Origin of the sequence: Brevibacillus agri, from assembly GCF_004117055.1 — a bacterium.
Taxonomy (GTDB): domain Bacteria; phylum Bacillota; class Bacilli; order Brevibacillales; family Brevibacillaceae; genus Brevibacillus; species Brevibacillus agri.
On record NZ_CP026363.1, the window covers coordinates 1891333 to 1916087 of the forward strand.

Consider the following 24755-nt stretch of genomic DNA (forward strand, 5'->3'; position numbering starts at 1 on the left):
ACGCTACCCGATAAAGTATTTCAAGGCGAACAGACCAATCACCACGAACACAGTGCAGATGGAAAAAACTTTGATGCTTTTGACCGTTCTCTCGATCATTTCGATTTCTTTTTGGCTGTATTTCATAGCGTCGCGAATCTCCCTTCAGGTTCATCATTCTTGTGGAAACTTTGGTTTAATACTGTAGTCTATTGAGGAGGCCGTAAAGATCGAAGATTATACACTTTGCCAAAGAATCCTTAAGGCTGCTATTGCTGATCTGGACAGAGCATTCCTTGACTAGAGTTTTCTCGTTTTCTCAACGAAAACAATTGAACCCCAGGACGAGGATGACACAGAATGGTCCGATAACGATGCAAATAATTATCTGAACAGCGTTGATTGTGAACCGCATGAATTTTTCTCGCTTATTGAAAAATACAATGAGTTAGCCGCAATTCTTCAACAGAACAAAAACATCTGGACAATAACAAAGCCCCGATTGACTCGGGGCTTTATTATATCTATATTGTTACATAATGCACATTATCGGGACCTATTTAGATGTTGTATCCGCTTCAAATTCCTTAAGACTCTTATACTGTACTTTTTCAGCTTTCTTGCCCTTTTGGTTGTCCTCTTTTACCAGTATCCATTGATCCTTATCTCGTTTATACACGTAAAGGTGGTTAGTTCCACTGTCTAGTGATTTATAAAGAACAATAGCCTCAGACAAGTCTTTTTTCAGGAATAGCCCCGGCTCAAAGTCTCCCTGTTTTTGTTTCTTTAAGACGTCATTAAATATTATCATAAAAAGTGTAGTGGATTCATCTTTTCCTAATCCATAGTCTGTTTCATGAAGGCTGTAGTATGTGTAGTCGGATTGGTTGATTTTAAATGTTTTAATTGCATCATCATATGTTTCTGATAATTTTTTTTGTACTTCATTTTTGGCATAAATTTCATATTCCTGCTCTATTTTTAACGAGTCTTTTGCGTAAATGTTTGTGTATCCATAAAAGAGTGAAGCGGCACACATTGTTACAGCAAGGGTAACCATTACTTTTTTCATTTCAAGATTCTTCCTTAAATTTACATTCCAGGATGGGTTTTAGAGTGGCTGTCTCTATCTTTGATGCCACTAGGAGCCCCACCTATGAATATTTCACCAGCATTGCTTACTCCCCAAGTAGCTGGATCTCCTTCTTTACCACTTGTCCATTTTAGTTCAGAAGGACTTTTTGCTTCATATGCATCATCAGTGAGGTAACTTCCTCCATCTAACGTTACCCACATTTGATGATAAATGGCTTCATCACTGGCTCTTGAACCAGAAGCGGTTATCTTTGAGGTTATATTAACTTTGTAGTAATTGGAGAAGTTTGAAAAGCTAACTAGTGCATCTGCAGTGACACTTGACCAAGCTGCATAAACTGGAACTGCAAGTATTGTGACAGTTGTAAATGCAGTAGCCAAAATAGTTATCGTTTTTTTGTTAATAACCATTTTACTACCTCTATTGCAATATATTTACTGTTGATTTTAGCACAAATTGTAAAAAATTCAACAAAATTCCGCGATAATTGGATAATTGTTCTTTTTAAATAAGGATTTTGTAGAAAATTAGTCCCGATATAGCCAACGCGAATAGCCCGATCAACGTCTCGATCCGGCTAAATCTCTTTCCTACCTTTATTACGAATCAGAGGGAGAAAGGTTTCCGTAATTGTATGCGTTTTCACTCAAGCAGTTATGTTGCATCTCGTGCTTGTTTTTGTACCGTTCAGCCATTTTTTGTTTAGGCCATGCCCTCCTTCGTGATACCTTGTGGTAAGATGAATTGCCTGAATTTTTAATTATTAAAAGAAAGAGAAAAGGAGGCGGATCGAATGAAAAAATGGCTTCTCTCCCTCCTGATTTGGGGCGGGATTGCCGCTTTGGGTGCGGTTGGCTTTGGGATCATCGCACTCAGCCGCGGAGAGTCAGTCAACTCGTTCTGGTTGCTGACTGCTGCATTTTGCACTTATGCCGTTGCTTACCGTTTTTACAGCCGTTTTATTGCCAGAAAAATTATGGGGCTTGATGACAATCGGGCCACACCTGCAGAAGTAAACAACGACGGAAAAGACTTTGTACCGACGAACAAATGGATTTTGTTCGGGCATCACTTCGCCGCGATTGCCGGAGCGGGGCCGCTGGTAGGCCCGACCTTGGCGGCCCAGATGGGGTATTTGCCGGGGACGATCTGGATTATCGTCGGGGTCGTGATCGGCGGAGCGGTGCAGGATTTCGTCATTTTGTTCGGCTCCATGCGCCGCAACGGGAAAACGCTGGGACAGATCGCCAAAGAAGAGATCGGTCCGGTTGGCGGCGTGCTCGCCTTGGTCGGAATCATTGCGATTATGGTCATTTTGATTGCTGTTTTGGCGATGGTCGTTGTAAACGCTCTCGCGGAGTCTCCGTGGGCTACCTTTACGATTTTCATGACGCTGCCGATCGCTGTGTTGATGGGGCTGTACATGCGCTACATTCGCCCAGGCCGGGTAATGGAAGGTTCGCTGATCGGTCTGGCGCTCTTGTTCTTCTCCCTCTGGCTGGGACAGCTTGTCGCGGCTTCGCCAACGTGGGGCCCTGCTTTTACGTTCAGCAAGGTGCAACTCGCGTGGATGATTATCATTTACGGCTTTATCGCTTCGGTTTTGCCTGTCTGGCTGCTTTTGGCGCCGCGCGATTACCTCAGTTCGTTTTTGAAGGTCGGAACGATTGCCGTGCTGGCCGTAGGAATCGTGCTGACGCTGCCACCGCTGCACATGCCTGCTCTGACCAAGTTCATTGATGGGACGGGTCCTGTGTTTGCGGGCAACTTGTTCCCGTTCTTGTTCATTACGATTGCCTGCGGGGCGGTATCCGGTTTCCACGCGCTCGTCTCGTCCGGTACGACGCCGAAGATGATCGCCAAAGAATCGCATGCGCCGCTGATCGGCTACGGCGGGATGCTGATGGAGTCCGGCGTGGCGATCATGGCGATGATTGCAGCGTGTGTTCTGACGCCTGGCGTTTACTTTGCGATCAACTCTCCGGCGGCCGTTATCGGCGTGGACGCTGCGGCAGCCGCTTCGACCATTACCGGCTGGGGCTTTACCGTCACGCCTGACCAGTTGACGACGCTCGCCAACGACATCCAGGAAAAGACCGTTCTCTCCCGGACAGGCGGCGCTCCGTCGCTGGCGATCGGGATGGCGACGATCTTCTCCGGCATTTTGGGCGGAAAAGCGCTGATGGCGTTCTGGTACCACTTCGCGATTTTGTTTGAAGCTGTTTTCATCTTGACCACGATTGATGCGGGAACCCGCGTAGGGCGCTTCATGGTGCAAGACATGCTCGGCAACGTCATCCCGAAAATGAAGCAGGTCAACTGGCTGCCAGGGAACCTGATCGGCTCGGCGATCATCACGTTCGGGTGGGGCTACTTCCTGCTGCAAGGCGTGATGGACCCGCTCGGCGGCATCTACACCTTGTGGCCGCTGTTCGGAATCGCCAACCAGATGCTTGCTGCGATTGCCTTTACGGTCGGCACGACCTTGATTTTCAAAATGGGCAAGGCGGCCTATTCGTGGGTCACGCTCGTTCCGATGGCTTGGCTGACAACGGCTACGCTGACAGCAGGCTGGCAAAAGCTGTTCCATGCTGATCCGAAAATCGGCTTCCTCGCCCATGCGGAAGCATTCCAAAAGGCACTGGATGCCGGAACGCTGCCGAACGGCGTAAAAACGATTGAGGCCGCGCAAAAAATGATTCTGAACGACCAGATTGACGCAGCGGTGTGCGCGATCTTCATGGTCATCACGATCGGCATTATCCTCGACGGGGCGCGCGTGTGGATCAACATCCTGCGCGGCAAGCAGTATCCGCTGTACGAGTCGCCGTACATCCAGTCCAAAGGGCCTGTGATTGACGGAAAAGGACACTATGTCGCATGAAACGAAAGCTGAGAGAGATGCGTAAGGCGCTGCGGCGGGTCAGCTCGGCGATCAAAACGGTTTTCGGCATGCCGGACTACGATCGCTACCTCCAGCATTGGTACGAAACGCACGGCGCTCCAGGCATTTTTCCGATGACCGAGCGCGAGTATTACATGTACGCCCTGCGCGAACGGTTTGAAAAAGGCGGAGTGACGCGCTGCTGCTAGTTCGCTCAACAACAAAGGGTGCCTCGACTGTCATTAGCTGACGGGCGGGCACCCTTTTTCACGGGGGAGCAAGGCGCAGAGGGCGCGTTCGGGCAGCCAGGCTATTGCGCCGCATCGGCTGTTCCATATCGCTGTAGGCGGTAGCAAGCTGCACAGTTTCTGCCTGGACAGGTGTTTTTTCCAGAAAAAGCAAAACGAGAAAAGGCACGGGCAGCCGGAGCATGACTCGTTTCCTCGGAAAATCCCTCTTGACGGTGTTATTTCTGGGACGAATTTTCGGCAAAAGCGTTACAGTATTTTCCAGATGGCAATTCAGGCAATCCGCTTGCTTTGCGTGTGGTGTAACCGCAGGTAAAGTATGGTACACTAAAAAGAAAGTCAAGTTTTAGGTGGCGATATGCGTGCAAGCATCAACTCTGGCGGCGCTAAAAGAGCTGGCTCTGCAATGCGCCCGTTCAGCGGGTGAGCTGAGTCTGAAACGAATGAAGGAGCCTTTTACCGTCGAATATAAGACGTCTGCCTCCGATCTTGTCACGGCCGTAGATAAAGAAGTGGAGAAGCATGTCGTCAACATGATTTTGCAGCGGTTTCCGGATCACGGGATTTTGGGGGAAGAGCGCACCTTTGCGGAAGACCCTGCCAAGTACGAGACGCTGTGGGTCATTGACCCGATTGATGGTACGACCAACTTTGTGCATCAGCAGATCAATTTTTCCGTTTCCATTGCCGTTTATCATAAGGGAGAGGGCCTTGTCGGCGTGGTTTACGATCCTTCGCGCGACGAGCTGTTTTACGCCGTAAAAGGCGAGGGAGCGTATTTGAACGACCGCCCGCTTCGTCTGGACCGCGCAGTCAGCCTGGAAGAAGCGCTGTTGTGCACGAGCGTTTTTTGGAACAAGCGCGCTGAGCAGATGGGCATTGATTTGATCGTGAAAAAGCTCGCCGGAAAAGTGCGCGGAATGCGTCTTCTGGGCAGTGCCGCGCTGGAGATGGCGTACGTTGCGGCCGGAAGACTGGATGGGTACGTGAGCCTTTCGCTCAACGCGTGGGATTTTGGGGCCGGGCGAATCATCGTGGAAGAAGCAGGCGGCCGGGTGACGACAATGACGGGCACACCGTTGCCCTACGACCAAAAAAGCAGCGTGATGGCCTGCAACCCGACCTTTTATGAGGAACTGCAACATTACCTGAAATCCGAAAATACGGATGTACCGTCATAAAACGAACAGGCACACAGACAAAAACCTGCTGGATATGGGCATCCGGCGGGTTTTCCTTTTAGGCAGGGCAAAATGGGGCAGGATGGTTGCCAGGCGCATATGCTATCACAGCATAGCCAGACGACGAAGAGCAACTGCGTTTGGCACGAAGTCGGCTTGTCCCAGAAGGAGGGATAAACATGACGCTGATCGGGGAAAGTGTCCAGTTGATCTTGCAGCACCAGGCGAGCACCGGAGCGTATCTCGCTTCGCCCGGTTTTGCTCACTATCAATATGCGTGGTTGCGGGATGGAACGTTTACGGCATACGCGATGAATCGGATCGGCGAGCATGAGAGCGCCCGCCAGTTTTACCGATGGTGCGATTTTGTGATCCGAAAGCATGAGGCAAAGGCAAGAGCGGCCATTGCAGCAGCGAAAACAGGAGCAGATGCGGGCAAGGACCGCTTTTTGCATACGCGCTTTACAGCAGACGGAGAAGAAGTGGCAGGCGAATGGGGCAACTTTCAGCTCGATGGCTACGGGACATGGCTGTGGGGGCTGGCGGAGCATGTGCGGATGAGCGGGGAGCATGATTTGATCCAACAACTGAAGCCTTCGATTGAGCTGACCATTGATTATGTCACAGCGTGCTGGCAGCTCCCTAACTTTGATTGCTGGGAAGAGGGCGGAGAGCGAATCCATCCGGTAACGCTGGGCGCGATTTATGCCGGAATCAAAGCGATGGAGCCTTGTTTGCCCAACCGTGCTTCCGAGCTGGCGCGGCTAGGCGAGACGATTCGCCAGTTCATACGGGAGCATGGCACAGCCCACGGGCGATTTATCAAATCAGTGGGCGATCAGGCGGTGGATGCCAGTCTGCTCTGGCTGGCTTTGCCGTACGGGGTGGTCGCGGCGAATGATCCGCTCATGCAAAAAACGGTGCAAGCTATCGAAAAAGAGCTGCGCGCAGGCTATGGCGTGCATCGGTACCCGACTGATACGTATTACGGCGGGGGACAGTGGCTGCTGTTAACGGCCTGGTTGGGCTGGTATTACGTGCAGACGGGTAGGCGCGAGGAAGCAGAGAAGATGCTCGGATGGATCGCTTCCCAACGCCAGCCGGGCGGCTTTCCGGAGCAAGTGCAGGAGCATTTGCTGTCGCCTGGGCATTACGAGTCGTGGGTCGAAAAAGAAGGCAAACCAGCCGTGCCGCTTCTCTGGTCGCATGCGATGTTTCTGGTTTTGGCAGCGGAGCTTGGTGTGCAGCAGTAGCCACTTTGTCATGAAGCAGCCAGTTGCCGATATGGAAACGGTGACTGGTTGTGTTGTTTCCTTTCCTATAAAAAAATGCCAAATGAGTTATAGTCATGAATGTAGTCTTGGACAATCTGTGCAACGATGGCCGACTTCGTAACAGGAATATCTTTGAGATAAAATGTTTCAGACTTTAGCGTGGAATGAGACGATTCGATCAAGGCATTATCAGCAGGTGTACCTTTACGGGAAATGCTCATGGTAATGCCCTTTTACTTTACGGCTTGTTGATACGCATTAGATGTATAAACGAAGCCTTAATTTCTGTGCAAAATGCAGTTCGTCATTACAGGCAATGATTCAACGTATCTAAAACCAAAGTTGTATTTTGTTAGACTCTAATACTGTATGCGATGACTTCGCCATACAAGAACAGGCAGGAGCTTGCTGGTCATTCGGTTAACATTAATGACGGGCTCGGAAACGAATGACGCCAGGATGCTAATCTACAGAGGGCTGAAAAGTCTGTTAATAACCAAATTGATGAAAGGGAATCGATGACTTGGGGGCAGTATATATGGCTCGGACAAGCAGGTATAAGCGGAAGCTCATGTCGCGGCCAACTCACTGCAGGATTTCTTTGAATTGAGGTAAAGTCTACCTTTACTGGGGGGCTTAGTTTTAATTGAATAATATTTCTCATTTGTAAAATAAAAGGAAAATGTTGACAAGTAATTATTTTAGGTATATTATACCTCATGTAAATGAAGTTATTTACATGAAAGGTGGATATTTACAAATGAAAAAAAGAATCTTAACAACAGCTCTAGCCACTCTGCTATCTTTAGGAGTGATTTCACTTCCAAATAACAATGTGATAGCAGCTTCTGCCGCAACAAATAATCACACTTTTTCTCAGAAAATTTATGACATTGATACAGGGTTTCCTGTTGGGGAGATAAAAACTAGTGTTTCTAGCAATACTAAAGAACTTTCTGATGGAACTAAAATAGTTACTCTAAGTAAAACTGTTACTATCAGTGGTAATAATCAAAATAACAAAACAAAGAAGAGTGTCGATACTATTAAAATAACTCCTAATGGTGAATATTTTATTAATGGAAAAAAATTATCTAAAGAAGAATTGAGTAAACCGCTCATAAATAAAGTAAGCTCAAAGGCGCAATCTGGCGGGCTATCTTGGCTTACATCTTATAATGAAATAAATAAAGACTATTATGTTTTACGATCGTATCCCGATGCTGATTTCTGGCTTGACAAAGGAATTGGTAAACAACTTACATGGTACACAAAAGGAAATTATAAGGTTTCCGACTTTAAGGCATATGCAAACACTGTTAGCAGTTGTAGATCATCTCTAATTACACTTGGTTCAACATTACTTGCTGAACTAGGTGTAGCTGTTCTTACTGTAGAAACAGTAATCGGAACAATTTCTGCTGGTGGTGCTGCTGCAATTACTGCTCGCGAAATATACAGTCAAAGTACTACTGCTCATGAAGCAATGGCTAATGCGTACTCGATCTTGGAAAATGCTTACTAATATTAACTTTGGAGTAACTAGAGAAGGAGTTATCCTTCTCTAGTTACGCTTGTAAACTATCGGCACTTTCTCAAGAGACTTTATGGTTTCTACGGCTGTAATTAAGTTAAAACTCGTCATTATCGAGGAGGGATTTAATTTGAATGTATCCGTGGTATTAAGTATTTTAGTTCTGTTATTATTTGTATATATTTTCATTAAGAAAAAATACAAAAGTAAAAATGAAAAGATTGGATTAATTGTTATTTTTATGTTATTACTATTTGTTTTCATAAAAACAATTATTTCATAAATTTTAATCAAAGCTTGTAATGCTTTTTTAATCACCTCTCTAAAGGTTTAATGGATACTCTATTTTAGAAGTACTGTGAGTCATAAAAATTGCCACAGACATACTTCATCGTACAATCAGTTATTTTGTATGGACTAGAGGATAAAGTAATTTGGCTAAACGTGAAAGGTGAAAATGCTGAACCTTTTAATGGGTAATAAATTCATTTAAATTAAAGCCCCGGTTCCGTAGGGTTTTTGTTGTTTCTTCCTTAAAAGCAAAAGTAGTAATATTTTAGAGAAGGTGTATGGATAGGAAAATTTGGCTGTTAGTGCAAAGGGCAGGTGCGGCCATCTTTTTCTTGCTTTTCCGCCAAGCAAGCGCTAACATATGATACTGATAACCATTATCACGAAATGCTGATGTCCATCCAAAGAAGGTGAACCATATGTCCATTGCCAAAGTCATTCGCGAGCGCCGCTCGATTAAAAAGGGCTATAAACCGGATGCCGTGCCGGAAGAACTCGTACTGGAACTGCTGAATGATGCGGTGTACGCACCGAACCACGGTTTGCGTGAGCCATGGCGCTTTTTGTTTGTGCCGTCCGAGAAAAAGGAAGCGTTTGTAGAGAAGCTGATTACTGTCTATCCGGCGGAAACGCACCCGGCGCGCCGCGAGATGTACAACCAGCCAGCCGCTTACCTGATCGTCATCATGCCGGAAGACCCGCGGCAAAAGCAGTGGGAAGAAGACTTCAGCGCCGTTTGCGCGCTGATTCAAAACTTCCAGCTCCTGGCCTGGGAGCGCAATCTCGGCGTCGTCTGGAAGACAAACCAGCACAACTGGGACCCAAAAGCGCATCAGCTTCTGGGCGTGGCGCCAGGCGAGAAGATCGTCGGCTTTTTGCACCTCGGCTTTTTCGACCAGGAAGACGTGCCGGAAGCTCGCCCACGGACGCGGGCGGAAGAGAAGTTTACGCGGTTTGAATAAGGGCTGTTCTAGCAAAGACATCGGCTAGGCAGATTAGAAAACTAGGCTGCGCCAAGCCACTGGCGAAGCCTTCGTTGCCCTTATACTGGACAAGAATCTTATCCATTCTTATCTGTACGTGAAAAGCGAGGCCCACAGGGTCTCGCTTTTTTATCAACAAATGTTTGCCAATCACGCTTTTGGACCTGCTACTCCCCATTACCTCGGCCCACTGCTCAAATGCTCATGAATCAGCTTCCACTCGCCTGCCTCCGTTTTGACAAACACATTCGTGGCCCGGCCGCTCCCGGAGACGAATTTGCCATTGGAATAGCCTTCGTACCGGTACGTGTACAGACAGGTCGCGGAGTGCTGGTCGGCGCTGATCCACTGCACGTCAGTCGCGGCGTACACTTCTTCCTTGATGACGTTCCAGGCGTTTTCGAAGTAGCTGCGGATTTCAGGCAGCGAGGTGCAGGTCTTGTCTGAAAACCAGTAGACGGCCTGCGGGTGCAGCACCTTTTCCACGTTCGAAAAGTCGTGCGTGTTCGTAGCGGCGATGTATTGCTCCAATGCTTGCTGATAACCCAAGGCGAACATGACCTCCCCGACAAAATTCAGAAAATACGGCTTCTTTTTTGTATTGTAAAGGATTTCCTGATCGCGTACCAGACCATGAAAAAAAGCCCGCCCGATCTAGAAGGGGGCTATTCGGGCGGCAATGGAGGACGTAATGTCCATCGTAGGGTCTGACAATTTCATCATAGTGCGGACATGTTAAGGGAGAGTAGAGGCAGCATGAAGCATTTGTTAATTTTGGGCGTAGTGCAAGCGAGGAGGGCAAGCACCTGTTTTTTTTATTTTGCCGATCAACTAGACAGGCATCCATACGGACAGCAGTCGGCTGTCATAAGCTGAAAAGAAGTGCTGGTCCTTTGCAAGGTCAGCTCTGCTCTACGACGTGAGAAGAGAGGAGAGGAAAGTCATGGGATGCAGGCGCGGCGGCGGTTTTGGCTTCGGAGGTGGCGGGTTTTTCTGGATCATCCTCATCATTCTTCTGGTCACTTCTTTCTGGGATGATTAAGCTCTGATTGGCAGCATAAGCAAAAAAGACTCTGCACGCGGCTTGCGAGCCGAGCCGGCAGAGTCTTTTTTGTACAGAGAAAAGATTCTTATCCGTAAAAGCGGAACTAAGGCAGCGCCAATGGTTTGGCGCGACCAAGTTTTCGAACTGTTGGAACAAACTGTTGGAACAAAGCCAGAAGCTTTACGCCTTCAAATGCTGCAAAAACTGGCGGGTGCGCTCCTCGCGCGGCGACGAGAACAGCTTGGCCGGGGTATCGCGCTCGACGATGACGCCCTGGTCCATAAAAATGACCTCGTCGGCCACTTCGCGGGCAAAGCCCATTTCGTGCGTGACGACGACCATCGTCATCCCTTCCTGGGCCAGCTCCTTCATGACTTTCAGCACTTCGCCGACCAGCTCGGGGTCGAGCGCAGAGGTCGGCTCGTCGAACAGCATGACTTGCGGGTCCATCGCCAGCGCGCGGGCAATCCCGACACGCTGCTGCTGGCCGCCGGAGAGCTGTGCCGGGTAATGGTCGAGCTTGTCGCCTAGCCCTACTTTGGACAACAGCTTGGCCGCTTTGGCCCGCGCGCTCTCTTTGCTTTCCTTTTTGACGGTCACAGGGCCTTCCATGACGTTTTCCACGGCGGTCATGTGCGGAAACAGGTTGTAGCTTTGAAACACCATCCCTGTCTGTTTGCGCAGCCGCGGGATGCTTGCGCGTTCAAGCTTTTGCGAAAAGTCCAGCTTGACCTCGCCGATCTGCACGCTGCCGCTGGTCGGCACTTCCAGCGCGTTCAGGCAGCGCAACAGCGTCGTTTTCCCGGAGCCGGAAGGGCCGATGATGACGACGACCTTTCCTTTTTCCACGGTCAGGGAGATGCCTTTTAACACGTGCAAGTTGTGAAACTGTTTATGCAAATCCGTGATGGTAATCATCTGGGTTCACCTGCTTTTTAGACGTAGCGGTCCAGCTTGTTTTCAATCCGGTCCTGGATGAAAGAGAGGACGAAGCAAATCATCCAGTAAATGAGCGCCGCCTCCGAATAGACGAGCAGCGGCTCATAGGTCGCGGCGACGATCTCCTGTGCCTTGCGAAACATCTCGGGAACGAGAATCGCCGCCGCCAGCGACGTATCTTTGACCAGGCTGATGAACGAGTTGGACAGGGGCGGAACAGAGACGCGTGCTGCCTGGGGAAGCACGACCCGGCGCAGCGCCTGCCAGTAGGTCATCCCGAGCGAGTACGCCGCTTCCCACTGTCCTTTGTGAATGGACAGGATGGCAGCCCGCACGACTTCGGAAGAATAGGCGCCGACGCTGAGCGAAAAGCCGATGATCGCAGAAGGGAACGGGTCGATCATGATGCCGACGCTCGGCAAGCCGAAGAAAATGATGAACAGTTGCACCAAGAGCGGCGTCCCGCGAATGAGCGATACATAAAAACGGGCGATGCCCACCAGTGGCTTGATGCCGGACAGGCGGGCCAAAGCGGTTAAAACAGCGATAATCAGGCCGAAGAAAAAAGAAACGATGGCAAGCGTCAAAGAATAGAGCAAGGCTCCTTTCAAAAGAGGCAGAAAGGAGCTTTGCGCAATATCCATCCATCGGTTCAGGCGTTCCGGGTTGTCAAAGAAGTTACTTAGAAACATCTGCACCAAACCATTTCTCGGAAATTTTTGCGAGGGTACCGTCTTTCGTCATATCATCCAGCGCTTTGTTGAACGCGTCAACCAGCTCTGTGCTGCCTTTGCGGAAGAGGAACCCGTTTTTCGCGACGTTCGGATCTTTGGCGACAATTTTGATCGGCGTATCCGGCTTTTGCTTGAGGAAGTCCAACAGCGACAGGCCGTCGTTGATCGTGATGTCGACACGCTTGGAAGTGAGCAGGTCGATCGCCTGGTTGAAGCCTTCTACCCCGACGATTTCTGCGCCGTTTTTCTTCGCGATGTCCGTGAGGTTGCTCGTCAGCGTCTGTGCCGCTTTCAAGCCTTTGATATCTTCAAAGCCTTTGACGGTCGTGTTGTCCTTGTGGGTCACAAGAACGGCCGTCGAAACGGTGTACGCATTGGAGAAATCGTATTTTTCCTGACGGTCCGGGCGGATTCCCACCTGGTTCGCCACGACGTCAAAGCGCTTGGAATCGAGTCCGGCGAACATGGCGTCCCACTGGGTTTCCTGGAACACAGGCTCGACGCCGATGCGCTTGGCGACTTCCGTTACGACTTCTACGTCATAGCCGGTCAGCTTGCCAGATTGGTCGTGGAAGGTGAACGGAGCGTAAGTGCCCTCGGTCCCGATCAAGATTTTTCCGTCCGCTTTTACTTTTTCCAGCAAGTTTTGCTCTTTTTTCTCTTCGCTCGCTGCTGGTGCTGCGTTGTTTTGTGGCGCTTGGGAAGAAGAGGAGCCGCAGCCTGTCAAAGCGACCAGTAAGGTAGATGCGAGAACGGAAAACAATAGTTTTTTCATAAAGGAACCCCCACTAAACCGATATGTTTTTTTGATAGGAACATGCTAAAAGGGACGGACAATTTTGTCAACGAACGTTTACTTGGTGATGTCTTCGCCGAACCATTTTTCGGAGATGGATTTCAGCGTGCCGTCCTGGTGCATGTCATCGAGCACCTTGTTGATCGCGTCCACCAGCTCTGTGCTGCCCTTGCGGAACATGAACGCGGTCGGCTGGCCTTCTTCGTTTTTGGTCACGATCTGAATTGGCGTGTCCGGCTTTTGCTTCAGGAAGTCGAGCACGGACAGGTTGTCGTTGATGACGACGTCGACGCGTTTTTGTGCGATCAGGTCAATCGCCTGGTTGAAGTTGTCGACGGCGACGATCTCCGCTCCGTGCGAACGGGCGAGGTCGGCGTAGTTGCTGGTCATGGACTGGCCGGCCTTCAAGCCTTTGATGTCAGCGAAGCCTTTTACAGCCGTATTGTCCTTATGGGTGACGAGAACGGCGCGGGAGATCGTGTACGGCTTGGAAAAATCGTATTTTTCCTGGCGGTCTGGGCGAATCCCTACCTGGTTGGCAATCACGTCAAAGCGTTTGGAATCCAGTCCGGCGAACATGGCATCCCACTGGGTTTCCTGAAACACCGGCTCGACGCCAAGGCGCTTGGCGACTTCGGTCACGACCTCGACATCGTATCCGGTCAGTTTGCCGGACTGGTCATGGTACGTAAACGGCGAGTATGTACCTTCCGTTCCGATGACGAGCTTTTTCTCCGCTTTGACTTTTTCCAGCAGGTTTTGCGACGCTGCTGGCGGCGTTGCATTATCGGATTGGGAAGGCGCGCCGGAGCTGCTGCAGCCAACGAGTCCCAACAACAGGCAAGAGAGCAGAGTAGAGAAAATGACTTTTTTCATGATGATAATCCCCTTTATGTTGATCGAATTTCATGGATTCATAGTAGTAGGCTCATCGGGCTTTGTCAATCATAAAAATGCTAAATCCGATTTGGTTACTATGAATTGGTTTTTGCGCAAACGGTTCCTTTTCAGGATTCTCCAATTGCCCCGGGGCTATGTGCGAATGAGAGCCGCTTATTGTGCAAGTAGTGGTTGAGGTTGTGGGCGCACATAGCGTACAATGAGTACGACCTTGGGAGTTTGCCTGCTTTTTTATGGAGAAAAAGCGGTGAAATAGATGGGACAACAACGAACCGATAAAAGGAGTCAATCAGCATGTTAAACGACTGGCGTATGTACACGGATGCAAGCGGAACGGAGCAAAAACACGTAGCCTGGCATGAAGTATTGCGGGAAATTGCGCAGTTGGACGGCGTGAACCGGACGCTCGTGCATGCGGCTTACGGCGACCATGTGGATCTGGTGGTGGCTGGCGGAAACAAAGGCAAGGTGCTGGTTCAATGGAAGGAACACGAGCCGGGCGAGCAGCATTTTGTGTTGACCACGGGCGAGCAGAGCGCGGTGATGGCGTCGCTCGTCATTGAAGGCGGCGAGGCGGTGTTTCCGCTCTCCTGGTGCATCCCGCTGGAGAAGGCTGTCCCGCTGTGCGGCGATGTGCTCCGAACTTGCGACAAAGGCGAGCCACAAGAACTGCAATGGCTGCCAGTAGAAATGTAGGCGGGGGAAGCGGGCGATGGAATTTCAAACGTTGCAGCAATCCGTTCTCATCATGGCCGTCATTATCGGCATCGGTAGCCTGATCGGTTACCGCCAGCCGCTGACGGCCGATTCCCGTCAGCTTGTCATTACGATCATTATCAACGTGGCGATGCCGTGTATCATTTTGGACGGAATTTTTCAGACGCAAATCGACCATCAGCTTTTGATTCAAATTTTTGCAATATTCGTCATTTCGATCGTCCTGAACTGTCTGGGCATTTTTCTCGGTTGGGCGGGGGCCAGGACGCTGCCGTTGCCTGCGAAAAAGCGGCGGGAAATCGCGATTTTGTCCGGGCTTGGCAACACCGGCTTCATCGGGCTTCCGCTGTGCGCCGCCTTGTTCGGGCCAAAAGGCGCCTTGCTGGCGGCGATCTTTGACGCTGGCGTAGACGTCGTGCTCTGGACGGTTGGCGTCATGATGCTGCAGGAAAAAGGCTCGTTTTCGCTGAAAGGGCTGAAGACGCTTGTCAACATTCCGATGATTGCGATTGTATTCGGACTTGGCTCCGCCCTGGTCGGCTTTGCCCCGCCAGAGCCGGTCAAGCATCTGTTCGGCACGCTCGCGAAGCTGGCTTCGCCGCTCGCCATGATGTACATCGGGATGCTGCTTCCGCTGTTTTTGCGCAACAAGCCGCAAGTGTCCCTCCCGCTGCTCGGGATGCCGCTGGCCTTCAAGCTGTTCGTCTTTCCGCTGCTGACGGCCTTGCTGCTGTCGACCTTTTCGCTGGACAGCGATATCGTCAGCGTCACGCTCGTGCAGGTGGCGATGCCTACGTTGACGCTCGCCTCGATTCTGTTCGGGCGGTACAAGGCCGACGAGGAAATGGGCGCGATGACGACGGTGTTTTCCACACTGCTGGCGCTATTGACGATTCCAGCCGTCGTGCTGATGGGAAACTGGCTGTTGCACTAAAGCGTGCTTGCGCCAGGAAAAGCTCCGGTCCTGCCGCAGATGGCAGGCCGCTTTTTTTTAGGCGCAAGCACTGAAACGAATAAGAACAACCGAAAGTCTAACAAGATAGAAACAATCCGACAGCAATGGAATGGAGGAACAAAGATGAGAGGAAAGACATGGATGGCCGTTGCGCTGAGCCTCCAACTTCTTGCCGTGGCCCCGGCGCTCGCGGCAACGGGCGGTACGCAAACGGCGACGGTTTTGGTAGATGGAAAAGCTGCGGCTCTGCAAAAGCAGGCGATTCTCCAGCAGCAGAAAACATACGTGTCTGCCGCGGACGCAGCCAGCTTGCTGCAAGCGGCCTGGACGCTCGACGGACAAAAAGGGCAGTTGAAGCTGGGCGAGCGGACGATTGTGTTCCAGTTGGACGCGGGAACAGTGACGGTGGACGGCAAGACGGTAGCAGGCGGCGAGGCTGCGCTCGTCCGCGGCAAAGAGGTGTACGTGCCGCTGCGCTGGCTCGTGGAGCAGGCAGGGCATGAGATTGCCTGGAATGAGGAGAAAAAGGCGGTGGAAATCGTGTCGAAAGCGCAAAACGATGCATTTGTCCTCGTGGACGAAAAACAGTTGAGCAAAGAAGAGCAGGACTTCATCGAGTCGGTCAAAGGAAAGCGGGGCGTCCATCAGCGGGGAGACTTGTACGTCATTGCCCGCGGCCAGGCTCCCCATCCCGGCTATGGCTTGCAAGTTACAAAGGTCGAGCAAAAATGGGAGCAGCTTTTTGTGTACGTCAAGCAGTCAGAGCCTGCGCCGGGGATGATGTATCCGCAAGTGATCGCCTACCCGTATTTGACGGCAAAAGTGAAGCTCCCACCGTACACGACGATCTCGTTTATAGACGCGGATACGAACAAGCCGCTGTTCGAGGGTCAGGCGCAAGGGCAGTAGGCGTTTTCCCAAGCAGCGTTTTGGCGCTTGTTTTTCGCGTGAAGCTGGTATATGATGGTGGATAAGATTTACCTAATCCTTGGGAATGGAGGTGTATGTACGTGTTCGGAACTGTTCAGGCATGGTTTGTGGTAGAAACTTCCAGTATGACGCATGATTTTTCTTTCAACGGGACCAGTCTGCCCATTTTTGCGCATACAACTGAACGGAGTTTCCACAGGCGTACCATGCATCGACCAGGGACGGTTTGTTCTTGTTCATAATGGGTGACTGACTCGCGCGGCGTTTTGCGCTGGCGAGTGGCTCCCCTTACGATGCCGCAGGTAATGGCCTGCGGCTTTTTTGCGTCCATTTTTGCCTGTTCGCGGGCAAGCGCGGGGGCAAAAGTCGGCCGGGGCCAGCCAAGGAAGTCCATTATTTTAAACCGTTATCACTAACCAGGGAGGAAATGAACTCATGATTATCGTCGCGACTACACAATTGGAAAAATCGTACGGAGCCGATCCGGTTCTGCAAGGCGTTACACTGGAAATAAAGGCGGGCGAGCGGGTAGGGATCGTCGGGCCGAACGGAGCGGGGAAAACGACCTTGTTCAAGCTGCTGGCCGGAATCGAAAGCCCGGATGCGGGCGAGTTGTACCGCGCCAAAGGAACGGTATGGGCATACTTGCCGCAGTCTCCGCACTACCCGGCAGACTGGACGGGCGAGGATGTGGTGGCAAGCGCGTTTGCCGATGTGCGTCACATTCAAGAGCAGATGCGCGAGCTGGAAGGGCAGATGGCCCTGCTCTACGAAAACGAGGCCGAGTTGAATCGGCTGATGCAGCGCTACCAGAAGCTGCAGGACGAGTTTGAGCAGTTGGAAGGCTACCAGTGGGAGACGCGCATGGCGCAGGTGACGCAAGGCTTAGGCGTCAGCGCGGAGCTTTTGGCGACGCCTTTTGCCCAGCTTAGCGGGGGCGAAAAGACGAAGGCGGGGCTGGCCAAGCTTTTGTGCCAAAAAAGCGACGTCCTGCTGCTCGACGAGCCGACCAACCACCTCGATGTGGAAGCGATGGAGTGGCTGGAGCAATTTTTGCAGAGCTATCCGGGAACGGTGTTGATTATTTCCCACGACCGCTACTTCCTGGATGCCGTCGTGACGTCGATCTACCATGTCGACGGCGGGGAAGCGGAGTACTACATCGGCAACTACAGCGCTTTTGCCGCCGAACGGGAGGAGCGCTTGCTGCGGCAGTTTGCCGCCTATCAGGAGCAGCAGAAAAAAATCAAAAAGATGAAGGAGACGATCAAGCGGCTCAAAGAGTGGGGCAACCGCTCCAACCCGCCGAACGAAGCGTTTCACCGCCGGGCGAAGAGCATGGAAAAGGCGCTGGCGCGGATCGAGCGGATCGAGCGGCCGAAAATGGAAGCCGACCGGATGGGCTTGCAGTTCAAAAAGACCGACCGGAGCGGCCAGGATGTGCTGATCGTAAAAGGCGTGCACAAAGCGTACGGGGGCAAGCCGTTGTTTTCCGACGCCAGCCTGCTTTTGCGCTTCGGGGAGCGAAAGGCGTTGCTCGGGCCGAACGGCTGCGGAAAATCGACGCTGATCCGCATGCTGTTGGGCGAGATCGAGCCGGATGCGGGCACGCTCAAACTGGGCAGCAGCGTCAAGGTCGGTTATCTTTCGCAGCAAGCGCTGGAAGGGGACCAAAACCAGCGGCTGATCGACGCGTTCCGCGACGTGGCGAAGGTGACGGAGGCAGAAGCGAGGCATTTGCTGGCGCGGTTTCTGTTTTACGGCGAGCACGTCTTCAAGCGGATCAGCCAGTTGAGCGGCGGCGAGCGCATGCGGCTGCGCCTGGCCCAGCTCATGCACCAGGACATCAACCTGCTCATCCTGGACGAACCGACCAACCATCTCGATATCGAAGCGCGGGAAACGCTTGAGGAAGCGCTCGCTGATTTTCACGGCTCCTTGTTCATCGTCTCCCACGACCGCTATTTTTTGCAAAAAATGGTCGACGGCGTCTTTTGGGTGGAGGACCGACAGCTTGTGCACGACGTCGGCAGCTACGAGGAAGCGCGCGAAAAGCAGAAGCGGCGCAGCGCAGCGCGGGCTGACAGGCTCGCGGAGGAATCGTGCGGCAAAGGGACCAAGCCAGAGCGGCCAGCGGCAGAAAGCAAACCGTCTTCGGCAGGCGCGCCCGCTTGCGCACAGACAAAACGCCCCAATGCCTACAAGCTGTCCGAGCTGGAAGCGCGCATTGCCAGACTGGAGGAGCAAAAAGAGCGCTTGAACAGGCTGCTTCTGGAGACAGGGGCGGACTACCAGCAACTGGCGGAGTGGCAAAAGCAAATCGAGCAGGTGCAAGCCGAACTGGATGAGTCGTACTTCGCCTGGATGCAAATGCAGGAAGCATAGGCGCAACTCGCTTTTGCCTGGAGCTTGAGCAAACCAAAAGGCAGCGGAGGCCGCGGACGAGAAAACAGTCCGGGACTTCCGCTGCCTTTGGCGTTTGCCGCGCATACGGGCTTTTGCTTAATTCGAGGTTTGCATGGTCGGCTCCGGGTCGGGCAGCCGCCGATAGCTGCCGAAAAACCAGAGCAGAATCAGCACCATCAGGACGCCGCCGAGAAAAAACGGTCCGCTGTGGGAAAATTGGTAGACCGCGCCGCCTGCCAGTGGACCCAAAATCCGTCCGAGGCTGTCCATCGAGCTGATCGCCCCGCTGGTCACGCCTTGCCCTTGCGTAGTGCGCTGCGTAATCATCGCGGTAGCGGTTGCCCGGATCATGCCTTGTCCAGCCCCGAACAAGGACAAAATCAAGGCCAGCGCCCAAAAGTTGCCGGACAGCGGAATCGCGAAAAAGCCGATGCCGTAAAAGATCATCCCCAGCGCAAGCACAGAGGCTTCCCCGAACTGCTTGACCAGTCTGCCGATCAGGCCGCCCTGCACCAAGGCCGCGATAATGCCCATGACGAGGAACATGTAGCCGAGGTCTTTGGACGTAAAGCCGTACAGATCGCTGATGAACAGCGCAAAGGTCGTCTCCAGCCCGGAAAAGGCGAACGAGACGACAAACAGGATCGCATAGAGCAAAGACAGGGAACCGAACAGAGAAGTGAACGGGTTTTCCCTTGCTTCTTTTTGCAGGCTCGTCCGCTTTTCCTTGGGCAAGCTCTCCGGCAAGGCGACAAGAATGAAGAGGAACGTAACGAACGCGACGATTCCCGAAGCGTAAAACGGAATCGCAAACCCGTACCCGCTGAGCAGGCCGCCAATGACGGGGCCGAACACAAAGCTGAGCCCGATTCCGGCACCGACTACGCCCATTCCTTTTGCCCGCTCTTCAGACGGAAACAGGTCTGCGACCATGGCTGTTACCGTAGGCAGAGCCGCTGCGGAGACGATGCCGCCCAGGATGCGGTACATGAGCATTTCCGCATAGCTGTCCGCCATCCCAAACAGGATAAACGTGACGGCAAAGCCGAGAAGGCCAAAAGAGACGAGCGGCTTTCGCCCGATCCGGTCGGAGAGGCTTCCCCATACAGGTGCGAACAATAGCTGCATGATGTTGTAGCTGGCGAACAAAACGCCGATTTGAAAGGAAGACGCACCCAGTTTTTCTGCAAAGAAAGGGAGAATGGGAATGATGATGCCAAACCCGAGCATGGTCAAAAAGGCGATGAAGAACAAGAGGGCCAGGTACTTCTTATTCACAACATTTACCTCGTTTCACACAAATATCAGCTACTATTTGCTTGCATTTTCCACCTTACGTGAACGAAGTGTCGAAGTCAAGCGAGCGGCGTGGGCAGCATTGCCGATAGCGTGCTATAATGGAAAAGAAACAAGAATCGTTTTGCAAGTTGTCTAGTATATATCCATGAGGTGTTTGTCACATGTCTACTGCAATGCTGTACTACCTGGCCTGGCATGAAGATGACTGGCTGGATGAAGTTCTCGACCGCTTTCCTGAGGTGAATGCGATCGTGCCTACAGCGAAAACGTTTGAGCTGATCGCCGGGCAACGGGAGTCGAATGAGGTGACGCGCGCGGTCCTCGTCTTGAATGCGGCACAGGAGCAGGACAGATGCCGCGAATTTTTGCGTCTGTGCCAGGGACATCCCCAGCTTTCCAAAGATCCGCTGTACATTGTCGGATTGAAGCCTGAAGAGGAGGAGGCGTGGCAGGAAGCGTATCCGCATGCGAAGATCATCGTCATTACCGGCTTTGCTGTCGAGTTTGACTACGATGCCGTCCTCGCGAGGATGGAAATCGATCTGGAGGGAGCCCATTGAAAGCGAACCCCAATGAGTTCGATTTAAAGGCGTTTCTGCACCGCTTCGGTTTGTTCATCTACACGGGAGACCCGGAGGGGGATCTGCTCTTGATAGAGGACGAGATTCGCGAGCTGTACGAATTGAATGTCATTGAAAAAGAAGAGTTTATGGAGGCCATGTCAGCCGTGCGCAGCAAGCGCAAGGCGCTGGACGGCCGCTAACCGAAAAAAAGAAAAACCGGAACGAGGCGTGTTTATCTGCCGCTCTTAGGATGCGGCGGTGATAAGCGCGTTTTTTTGTGCAGATCAGGCTTCGCCAATGGCTGGACGCAGCCGCGACCGCTTTCTTAAGAAATTCTTCATAAATCCTTTCCAAAAACGTAAGGCATTCTCTCCATTTTAGAAAGGTTTACCCTGTAGCATAGAGAGCAGGATGGAGAGAAGGAGCGGCGGTGGCGATGACAGACTACGCAACGTTTTTGCGGGAATTATGGAAAGAACTTTTACGGCAGCTCGTTCCCGATGAAGTTTCGGTGATGAGCCTGGGCGCAAAGATCGCGCATGAGGATGCGGCTTTTTCCGTTGTGTACGCAGCCGTTTTTTTGGCGGCGCTCATCGGAGTGGCGGCGAGCTACATCGCCGGAGCATGGATGGGCGCACCTGCTCTGGCCCGGCTGTTCGGCCGCCGCTGGGCTGCCCGCCTGCGCCCGGGATGGGGACTTGGGCAAAGGGAGCGGGAATATGTAGGCTGGGTACTGGCGATCAGCGTTTTTATCCCGGTGGTTCGCTACCTCGTTCCTTTTGCTGCGGGCTTGTATCGGTTGCCGCTGCGCCAGCTTTTGCTGTTTTTTTTGCCCAGCACGTTCGTCTGGACCCTTCATTATTTTCTCATGGGCTACTGGTTCCCGGACGAGTTGGACGCGCTGTTGGCAGGAGTGTACCAGTACAGGAAAATTACGTTGGTGACGGCAGTTGTGGCCGCCGTCTCCTACATCACGATTCGCCAGTACATGCGAATGAAGCTTTGGATGGGAGCCACAAGCGCGAAGCACAGGGGAGAATTGCAAAAGGAGCCGACTGCCTGAGAGGGAAAACGCCCAGGACAGCCGGCTCTTTTTCATGTTGGGGAAGGCGCCGCGGGCAGCTCCCAGCCGAAGCTGTCAAACCACTTGTTCCGCCTGTAATTGGCAATCGCCTGTCTGACATACGGAATGACGTTGTCCGGCAACTGGTCGAGGTCCGCCCAGACCAGCTCGTCGCATTTGTCCGGTTCGGCGTTCACGATCTCGCCCTGCCAGCTTGTGGCGGCGACAAAAAAGTCGATTCGCTCGTCGGTGGAGCGCCTGTGCATGACGCCGACGAGCGAGAGGGCAGAGGGAGCAATCTCGATGCCGCACTCTTCCCGGGCTTCGCGGATGGCCGCTGTCTTGACTTCCTCGTTTCCATCCAGATGTCCGGCCGGGACGCTGTAATTTCCGTCCTCATAGCCTGTATTGTAGCGGCGCAGCAGCAAAATCTCGTTGCCTCTCACGAGAAAAAGATGCACGGCAACCGGCATGGTAAAATGGGTTCGCATAGCGCAGCTCCTTTTCTCAGCCTTCCTCTGGACGATGATTTTCCGCAGCTTGTCTGCGCCGTTTTTCCCTGTTCTTTTTCAGGACGGGCGAGCTGCTCATGGCGGCAAACAGCATGCCGAACCCGGCGATTGCCAGCACGATGCCAATGATGAGGTAGATGGTAGAAGACATTCGAAAAAGACCTCCTTATTCTATGAAAGCAAGCATGAATCTGACTTTGAACTGTGCTATAATGGCACAGTGTGTTTTACCCGATACTACGTATTGACTTATAGAAAAGCACAGGGAGGATTTCGCGAGATGACTCAGCATACGTCTGTCGATCAGCTATCCATTAACACCATCCGCACGTTGGCGATTGATGCCATCGAAAAGGCCAATTCCGGCCACCCGGGAATGCCGATGGGCGCTGCCCCTATGGCTCATGTTCTGTGGAGCCGTTTCATGAAGGTCAACCCTAGCAATCCGCAGTGGATGGACCGCGACCGTTTTGTCCTGTCTGCAGGACATGGCTCTATGCTATTATACTCGATGTTGCATTTGATGAAATACGATGTTTCGCTGGAAGACCTACATAACTTCCGCCAGTGGGGCAGCAAGACGCCAGGCCACCCGGAGTTTGGGCATACGGCTGGTGTTGATGCGACGACCGGACCGCTGGGACAAGGAATCGCGATGGCTGTCGGGATGGCCATGGCGGAAAAACATATGGCGGCTGTTTACAACCGCGACAACTTTGACATCGTCAACCACTACACCTACGTCATTTGCGGCGACGGCGACCTGATGGAAGGCGTGTCCAGCGAGGCTTCCTCCCTGGCGGCTCACCTGAAGCTCGGCAAAATGATCGTGCTCTACGATTCGAACGATATCTCCCTGGACGGCGAGCTGTCCCGTTCCTTCTCGGAAAACGTGGCGGCACGCTACCAGGCATACGGCTGGCAATACTTGCGCGTAGAAGACGGAAACGATCTGGCAGCGATCGAAGCTGCAATTGCAGAAGCGAAAACAGATCTCGACCGTCCTACCTTGATCGAAGTCAAAACCGTCATCGGCTACGGCAGCCCGAACAAAGGCGGCTCCAGCGCTTCCCACGGCGCACCGCTCGGCAAGGACGAAGTGAAGCTGACAAAAGCGAACTACGCGTGGACGCATGAAAACGAATTCCACGTGCCGCAGGAAGTAGCCGACTTCTACGCAAGCCTGGCAGAAGCGGGCGAAAAAGCGGAAGCCGCGTGGCGCGACAAGTTTGCGGCTTACGCCAAGGCGTACCCAGAGCTGGCTGCGCAATTCACGACAGCACAGGAAGGCCACCTGCCGGCAGGCTGGGATGCGAACATGCCTGTGTACGAAGCAGGAGCCAAACTGGCGACTCGCGTAGCTTCCGGCAACGCGATCAACGCGCTGGCGAAAACCGTTCCGTTTTTCCTCGGCGGTTCCGCTGACCTGGCTCATTCCAACAACACCGTCATCAAAGAAGCGGGCAACTTCCTGCCAGGCTCCTACGAGGGCCGCAACATCTGGTTCGGCGTTCGCGAGTTCGCCATGGGGGCAGCCCTCAACGGGATGGCTTTGCACGGCGGCGTGAAAGTGTACGGCGGTACGTTCTTCGTCTTCTCCGACTACCTGCGTCCGGCGATCCGTCTCTCTGCGCTGATGAAGCAGCCAGTGGTGTACGTGTTCACGCACGACTCCATCGCGGTCGGCGAAGACGGTCCGACGCACGAGCCGATTGAACAGCTCGCTTCCTTGCGCGCGATGCCGGGACTGACCATTTTGCGTCCGGCAGATGCGGTGGAGACGAACGAAGCGTGGAAATACGCGGTATCCCGCACAGACGAGCCAGTCGTTCTGGTGCTGACTCGCCAAAACTTGCCAGTCCTGCCTGAGACGATCGAAAAAGCGGCAGAAGGCGTGACCAAAGGCGCTTACGTACTGGCGGATGCGCCAAGCGGCAACCCGCAGCTCATCCTGCTGGCTACCGGCTCCGAGGTGTCTCTGGTGATGCAAGCCCGCGAAGAGCTGCTCTCCCGCGGAATCGAAGCGCGCGTCGTGTCCATGCCGAGCTGGAACCTGTTCGAGCGCCAGCCGAAAGAATACCGCGATGCGGTCATTCCGCCAACGGTAAAAGCACGGGTAGCCGTGGAAATGGGCTCTCCGATGGGCTGGGAGCGTTACGCCGGGGATGGCGGCAAAGTCATCGCGATCAACCAGTTCGGCGCATCCGCACCAGGCGAGCGCATTATGCGCGAGTACGGCTTTACGGTGGAAAATGTGGTCGCAACAGCAGAAGAGCTGCTCAAATAAATGGTTTTTGCTCCGTAAAAAAAGCCTATCTCTCTCGGGAGATAGGCTTTTCCAGTGACAAATGGGAATCAGTATGGAATGATAGACACGTGCCAAAACCAAAAGGAAGAAACTTTTTTCAAAAGCATCCGTCTATATA

At 52.6% G+C, this 24755-nt stretch carries 26 protein-coding genes and 1 pseudogene; 14 read left to right on the plus strand and 13 right to left on the minus strand.

The window, feature by feature from the left end:
* Positions 1 to 3: 3 nt before the first annotated feature.
* The 3 genes from BA6348_RS27680 to BA6348_RS09410 form a co-directional block, all read right to left on the minus strand.
* Entirely contained in the window at positions 4 to 126 is a 123-nt protein-coding gene (locus BA6348_RS27680; RefSeq protein WP_007778933.1) for a hypothetical protein, read from the minus strand.
* A gap of 409 nt (positions 127 to 535) precedes the next feature.
* The gene (locus tag BA6348_RS09405; protein WP_122953293.1) at positions 536 to 1051 is read right to left on the minus strand and encodes a hypothetical protein; all 516 of its coding nucleotides are present in this window, start codon (positions 1049 to 1051) and stop codon (positions 536 to 538) included.
* Between the two features lie 20 nt (positions 1052 to 1071).
* Positions 1072 to 1485 carry a hypothetical protein gene (locus tag BA6348_RS09410; RefSeq protein ID WP_129552186.1) on the minus strand — a complete coding sequence of 138 codons (414 nt, stop codon included), beginning with the start codon at positions 1483 to 1485 and terminating at the stop codon, positions 1072 to 1074.
* Between the two features lie 383 nt (positions 1486 to 1868).
* Between BA6348_RS09410 and BA6348_RS09415 the strand changes: the two genes are divergently transcribed.
* Together BA6348_RS09415 and BA6348_RS09420 are read left to right on the plus strand one after the other, a co-directional pair.
* Entirely contained in the window at positions 1869 to 3959 is a 2091-nt protein-coding gene (locus BA6348_RS09415; protein WP_005830343.1) for a carbon starvation CstA family protein, read from the plus strand.
* The gene (locus BA6348_RS09420) at positions 3956 to 4168 is read left to right on the plus strand and encodes a CstA-like transporter-associated (seleno)protein (RefSeq protein WP_005830341.1); all 213 of its coding nucleotides are present in this window, start codon (positions 3956 to 3958) and stop codon (positions 4166 to 4168) included. The genes BA6348_RS09415 and BA6348_RS09420 overlap by 4 nt, the downstream gene beginning before the upstream one ends.
* Before the next feature lie 58 nt (positions 4169 to 4226).
* On the opposite strand, the gene BA6348_RS26595 is transcribed toward BA6348_RS09420, so the two are convergent.
* Positions 4227 to 4391, minus strand: coding sequence for a hypothetical protein (locus tag BA6348_RS26595; protein ID WP_007778940.1), 165 nt, complete (start codon positions 4389 to 4391; stop codon positions 4227 to 4229).
* A 178-nt stretch (positions 4392 to 4569) separates the two neighbouring features.
* Between BA6348_RS26595 and BA6348_RS09425 the strand changes: the two genes are divergently transcribed.
* Positions 4570 to 5388: an inositol monophosphatase family protein gene (locus BA6348_RS09425; RefSeq protein WP_007778946.1), complete on the plus strand. Its 819-nt coding sequence runs from the start codon at positions 4570 to 4572 to the stop codon at positions 5386 to 5388.
* A 179-nt stretch (positions 5389 to 5567) separates the two neighbouring features.
* Entirely contained in the window at positions 5568 to 6641 is a 1074-nt protein-coding gene (locus BA6348_RS09430; RefSeq protein WP_122953292.1) for a glycoside hydrolase family 15 protein, read from the plus strand.
* A gap of 65 nt (positions 6642 to 6706) precedes the next feature.
* Here BA6348_RS09430 and BA6348_RS27280 read toward each other — a convergent pair.
* Positions 6707 to 7068: pseudogene (locus tag BA6348_RS27280) on the minus strand (integrase core domain-containing protein); the annotation flags it as partial.
* Positions 7069 to 7422: 354 nt separating this feature from the next.
* On the opposite strand from BA6348_RS27280, the gene BA6348_RS09440 reads away from it, so the two are divergent.
* Both BA6348_RS09440 and BA6348_RS09445 read left to right on the plus strand, forming a co-directional pair.
* Complete coding sequence (locus BA6348_RS09440) at positions 7423 to 8187, plus strand: hypothetical protein (RefSeq protein ID WP_005830335.1); 765 nt, start codon at positions 7423 to 7425, stop codon at positions 8185 to 8187.
* 719 nt (positions 8188 to 8906) lie between these two features.
* The gene (locus tag BA6348_RS09445; protein ID WP_005836576.1) at positions 8907 to 9449 is read left to right on the plus strand and encodes a nitroreductase family protein; all 543 of its coding nucleotides are present in this window, start codon (positions 8907 to 8909) and stop codon (positions 9447 to 9449) included.
* A gap of 198 nt (positions 9450 to 9647) precedes the next feature.
* Here the strand turns inward: BA6348_RS09445 and BA6348_RS09450 are convergent, their stop codons facing one another.
* The 5 genes from BA6348_RS09450 to BA6348_RS09470 form a co-directional block, all read right to left on the minus strand.
* A complete protein-coding gene (locus BA6348_RS09450) occupies positions 9648 to 10019 on the minus strand; it encodes a YybH family protein (protein ID WP_122953310.1) in 372 nt (123 codons plus the stop codon).
* A gap of 676 nt (positions 10020 to 10695) precedes the next feature.
* A complete protein-coding gene (locus tag BA6348_RS09455) occupies positions 10696 to 11433 on the minus strand; it encodes an amino acid ABC transporter ATP-binding protein (protein WP_005836569.1) in 738 nt (245 codons plus the stop codon).
* A gap of 17 nt (positions 11434 to 11450) precedes the next feature.
* Positions 11451 to 12146, minus strand: a complete 696-nt coding sequence (locus BA6348_RS09460) for an amino acid ABC transporter permease (RefSeq protein WP_025843858.1) — start codon at positions 12144 to 12146, stop codon at positions 11451 to 11453.
* Entirely contained in the window at positions 12133 to 12963 is an 831-nt protein-coding gene (locus BA6348_RS09465) for an amino acid ABC transporter substrate-binding protein (RefSeq protein WP_005836563.1), read from the minus strand. Before BA6348_RS09465 ends, BA6348_RS09460 begins: the two co-directional genes overlap by 14 nt.
* A gap of 78 nt (positions 12964 to 13041) precedes the next feature.
* Positions 13042 to 13860 (minus strand): amino acid ABC transporter substrate-binding protein, encoded by an 819-nt coding sequence (locus BA6348_RS09470; protein WP_025843860.1) that lies wholly within the window; start codon positions 13858 to 13860, stop codon positions 13042 to 13044.
* A gap of 318 nt (positions 13861 to 14178) precedes the next feature.
* On the opposite strand from BA6348_RS09470, the gene BA6348_RS09475 reads away from it, so the two are divergent.
* The 4 genes from BA6348_RS09475 (at position 14179) to abc-f (ending at position 18871) form a co-directional block, all read left to right on the plus strand.
* On the plus strand, positions 14179 to 14580 hold the full coding sequence (locus BA6348_RS09475) for a hypothetical protein (RefSeq protein ID WP_005836559.1): 402 nt from the start codon (positions 14179 to 14181) through the stop codon (positions 14578 to 14580).
* Between the two features lie 16 nt (positions 14581 to 14596).
* Entirely contained in the window at positions 14597 to 15535 is a 939-nt protein-coding gene (locus tag BA6348_RS09480; protein ID WP_005836557.1) for an AEC family transporter, read from the plus strand.
* Between the two features lie 144 nt (positions 15536 to 15679).
* Entirely contained in the window at positions 15680 to 16465 is a 786-nt protein-coding gene (locus BA6348_RS09485) for a stalk domain-containing protein (protein WP_122953291.1), read from the plus strand.
* 456 nt (positions 16466 to 16921) lie between these two features.
* A complete protein-coding gene (gene abc-f / locus BA6348_RS09490) occupies positions 16922 to 18871 on the plus strand; it encodes a ribosomal protection-like ABC-F family protein (RefSeq protein ID WP_122953290.1) in 1950 nt (649 codons plus the stop codon).
* 117 nt (positions 18872 to 18988) lie between these two features.
* Here the strand turns inward: abc-f and BA6348_RS09495 are convergent, their stop codons facing one another.
* Positions 18989 to 20170, minus strand: a complete 1182-nt coding sequence (locus BA6348_RS09495; protein WP_005836552.1) for an MFS transporter — start codon at positions 20168 to 20170, stop codon at positions 18989 to 18991.
* 182 nt (positions 20171 to 20352) lie between these two features.
* Between BA6348_RS09495 and BA6348_RS09500 the strand changes: the two genes are divergently transcribed.
* The 3 genes from BA6348_RS09500 (at position 20353) to BA6348_RS09510 (ending at position 21817) form a co-directional block, all read left to right on the plus strand.
* Positions 20353 to 20751: a hypothetical protein gene (locus BA6348_RS09500; protein WP_005836550.1), complete on the plus strand. Its 399-nt coding sequence runs from the start codon at positions 20353 to 20355 to the stop codon at positions 20749 to 20751.
* The gene (locus tag BA6348_RS09505) at positions 20748 to 20954 is read left to right on the plus strand and encodes a YqgQ family protein (RefSeq protein ID WP_005836548.1); all 207 of its coding nucleotides are present in this window, start codon (positions 20748 to 20750) and stop codon (positions 20952 to 20954) included. The genes BA6348_RS09500 and BA6348_RS09505 overlap by 4 nt, the downstream gene beginning before the upstream one ends.
* Positions 20955 to 21190: 236 nt before the next feature.
* Positions 21191 to 21817, plus strand: a complete 627-nt coding sequence (locus BA6348_RS09510) for a DedA family protein (RefSeq protein WP_005836546.1) — start codon at positions 21191 to 21193, stop codon at positions 21815 to 21817.
* Positions 21818 to 21849: 32 nt separating this feature from the next.
* Here the strand turns inward: BA6348_RS09510 and BA6348_RS09515 are convergent, their stop codons facing one another.
* Both BA6348_RS09515 and BA6348_RS26600 read right to left on the minus strand, forming a co-directional pair.
* On the minus strand, positions 21850 to 22308 hold the full coding sequence (locus BA6348_RS09515) for an NUDIX hydrolase (protein WP_005836543.1): 459 nt from the start codon (positions 22306 to 22308) through the stop codon (positions 21850 to 21852).
* 16 nt (positions 22309 to 22324) lie between these two features.
* Positions 22325 to 22480 carry a hypothetical protein gene (locus BA6348_RS26600; RefSeq protein WP_005836541.1) on the minus strand — a complete coding sequence of 52 codons (156 nt, stop codon included), beginning with the start codon at positions 22478 to 22480 and terminating at the stop codon, positions 22325 to 22327.
* Positions 22481 to 22609: 129 nt separating this feature from the next.
* Between BA6348_RS26600 and tkt the strand changes: the two genes are divergently transcribed.
* Positions 22610 to 24616: a transketolase gene (tkt, locus tag BA6348_RS09520; RefSeq protein ID WP_005836539.1), complete on the plus strand. Its 2007-nt coding sequence runs from the start codon at positions 22610 to 22612 to the stop codon at positions 24614 to 24616.
* Positions 24617 to 24755: the final 139 nt, after the last annotated feature.

Bases quoted from the DNA above. Each gene is read 5' to 3' on its own strand.
- tkt (WP_005836539.1), top strand. From the start codon at position 22,610: ATGACTCAGCATACGTCTGTCGATCAGCTATCCATTAACACCATCCGC.
- BA6348_RS26600 (WP_005836541.1), bottom strand. From the start codon at position 22,480: ATGTCTTCTACCATCTACCTCATCATTGGCATCGTGCTGGCAATCGCC.
- BA6348_RS09410 (WP_129552186.1), bottom strand. From the start codon at position 1,485: ATGGTTATTAACAAAAAAACGATAACTATTTTGGCTACTGCATTTACA.
- BA6348_RS09455 (WP_005836569.1), bottom strand. From the start codon at position 11,433: ATGATTACCATCACGGATTTGCATAAACAGTTTCACAACTTGCACGTG.
- BA6348_RS09485 (WP_122953291.1), top strand. From the start codon at position 15,680: ATGAGAGGAAAGACATGGATGGCCGTTGCGCTGAGCCTCCAACTTCTT.
- BA6348_RS09515 (WP_005836543.1), bottom strand. From the start codon at position 22,308: ATGCGAACCCATTTTACCATGCCGGTTGCCGTGCATCTTTTTCTCGTG.
- BA6348_RS09415 (WP_005830343.1), top strand. From the start codon at position 1,869: ATGAAAAAATGGCTTCTCTCCCTCCTGATTTGGGGCGGGATTGCCGCT.
- BA6348_RS09500 (WP_005836550.1), top strand. From the start codon at position 20,353: ATGTCTACTGCAATGCTGTACTACCTGGCCTGGCATGAAGATGACTGG.
- BA6348_RS09465 (WP_005836563.1), bottom strand. From the start codon at position 12,963: ATGAAAAAACTATTGTTTTCCGTTCTCGCATCTACCTTACTGGTCGCT.
- BA6348_RS09480 (WP_005836557.1), top strand. From the start codon at position 14,597: ATGGAATTTCAAACGTTGCAGCAATCCGTTCTCATCATGGCCGTCATT.
- BA6348_RS27680 (WP_007778933.1), bottom strand. From the start codon at position 126: ATGAAATACAGCCAAAAAGAAATCGAAATGATCGAGAGAACGGTCAAA.
- BA6348_RS09475 (WP_005836559.1), top strand. From the start codon at position 14,179: ATGTTAAACGACTGGCGTATGTACACGGATGCAAGCGGAACGGAGCAA.
- BA6348_RS09420 (WP_005830341.1), top strand. From the start codon at position 3,956: ATGAAACGAAAGCTGAGAGAGATGCGTAAGGCGCTGCGGCGGGTCAGC.
- BA6348_RS26595 (WP_007778940.1), bottom strand. From the start codon at position 4,391: ATGCTCCGGCTGCCCGTGCCTTTTCTCGTTTTGCTTTTTCTGGAAAAA.
- BA6348_RS09440 (WP_005830335.1), top strand. From the start codon at position 7,423: ATGAAAAAAAGAATCTTAACAACAGCTCTAGCCACTCTGCTATCTTTA.
- BA6348_RS09430 (WP_122953292.1), top strand. From the start codon at position 5,568: ATGACGCTGATCGGGGAAAGTGTCCAGTTGATCTTGCAGCACCAGGCG.
- abc-f (WP_122953290.1), top strand. From the start codon at position 16,922: ATGATTATCGTCGCGACTACACAATTGGAAAAATCGTACGGAGCCGAT.
- BA6348_RS09405 (WP_122953293.1), bottom strand. From the start codon at position 1,051: ATGAAAAAAGTAATGGTTACCCTTGCTGTAACAATGTGTGCCGCTTCA.
- BA6348_RS09510 (WP_005836546.1), top strand. From the start codon at position 21,191: ATGACAGACTACGCAACGTTTTTGCGGGAATTATGGAAAGAACTTTTA.
- BA6348_RS09470 (WP_025843860.1), bottom strand. From the start codon at position 13,860: ATGAAAAAAGTCATTTTCTCTACTCTGCTCTCTTGCCTGTTGTTGGGA.
- BA6348_RS09445 (WP_005836576.1), top strand. From the start codon at position 8,907: ATGTCCATTGCCAAAGTCATTCGCGAGCGCCGCTCGATTAAAAAGGGC.
- BA6348_RS09460 (WP_025843858.1), bottom strand. From the start codon at position 12,146: ATGTTTCTAAGTAACTTCTTTGACAACCCGGAACGCCTGAACCGATGG.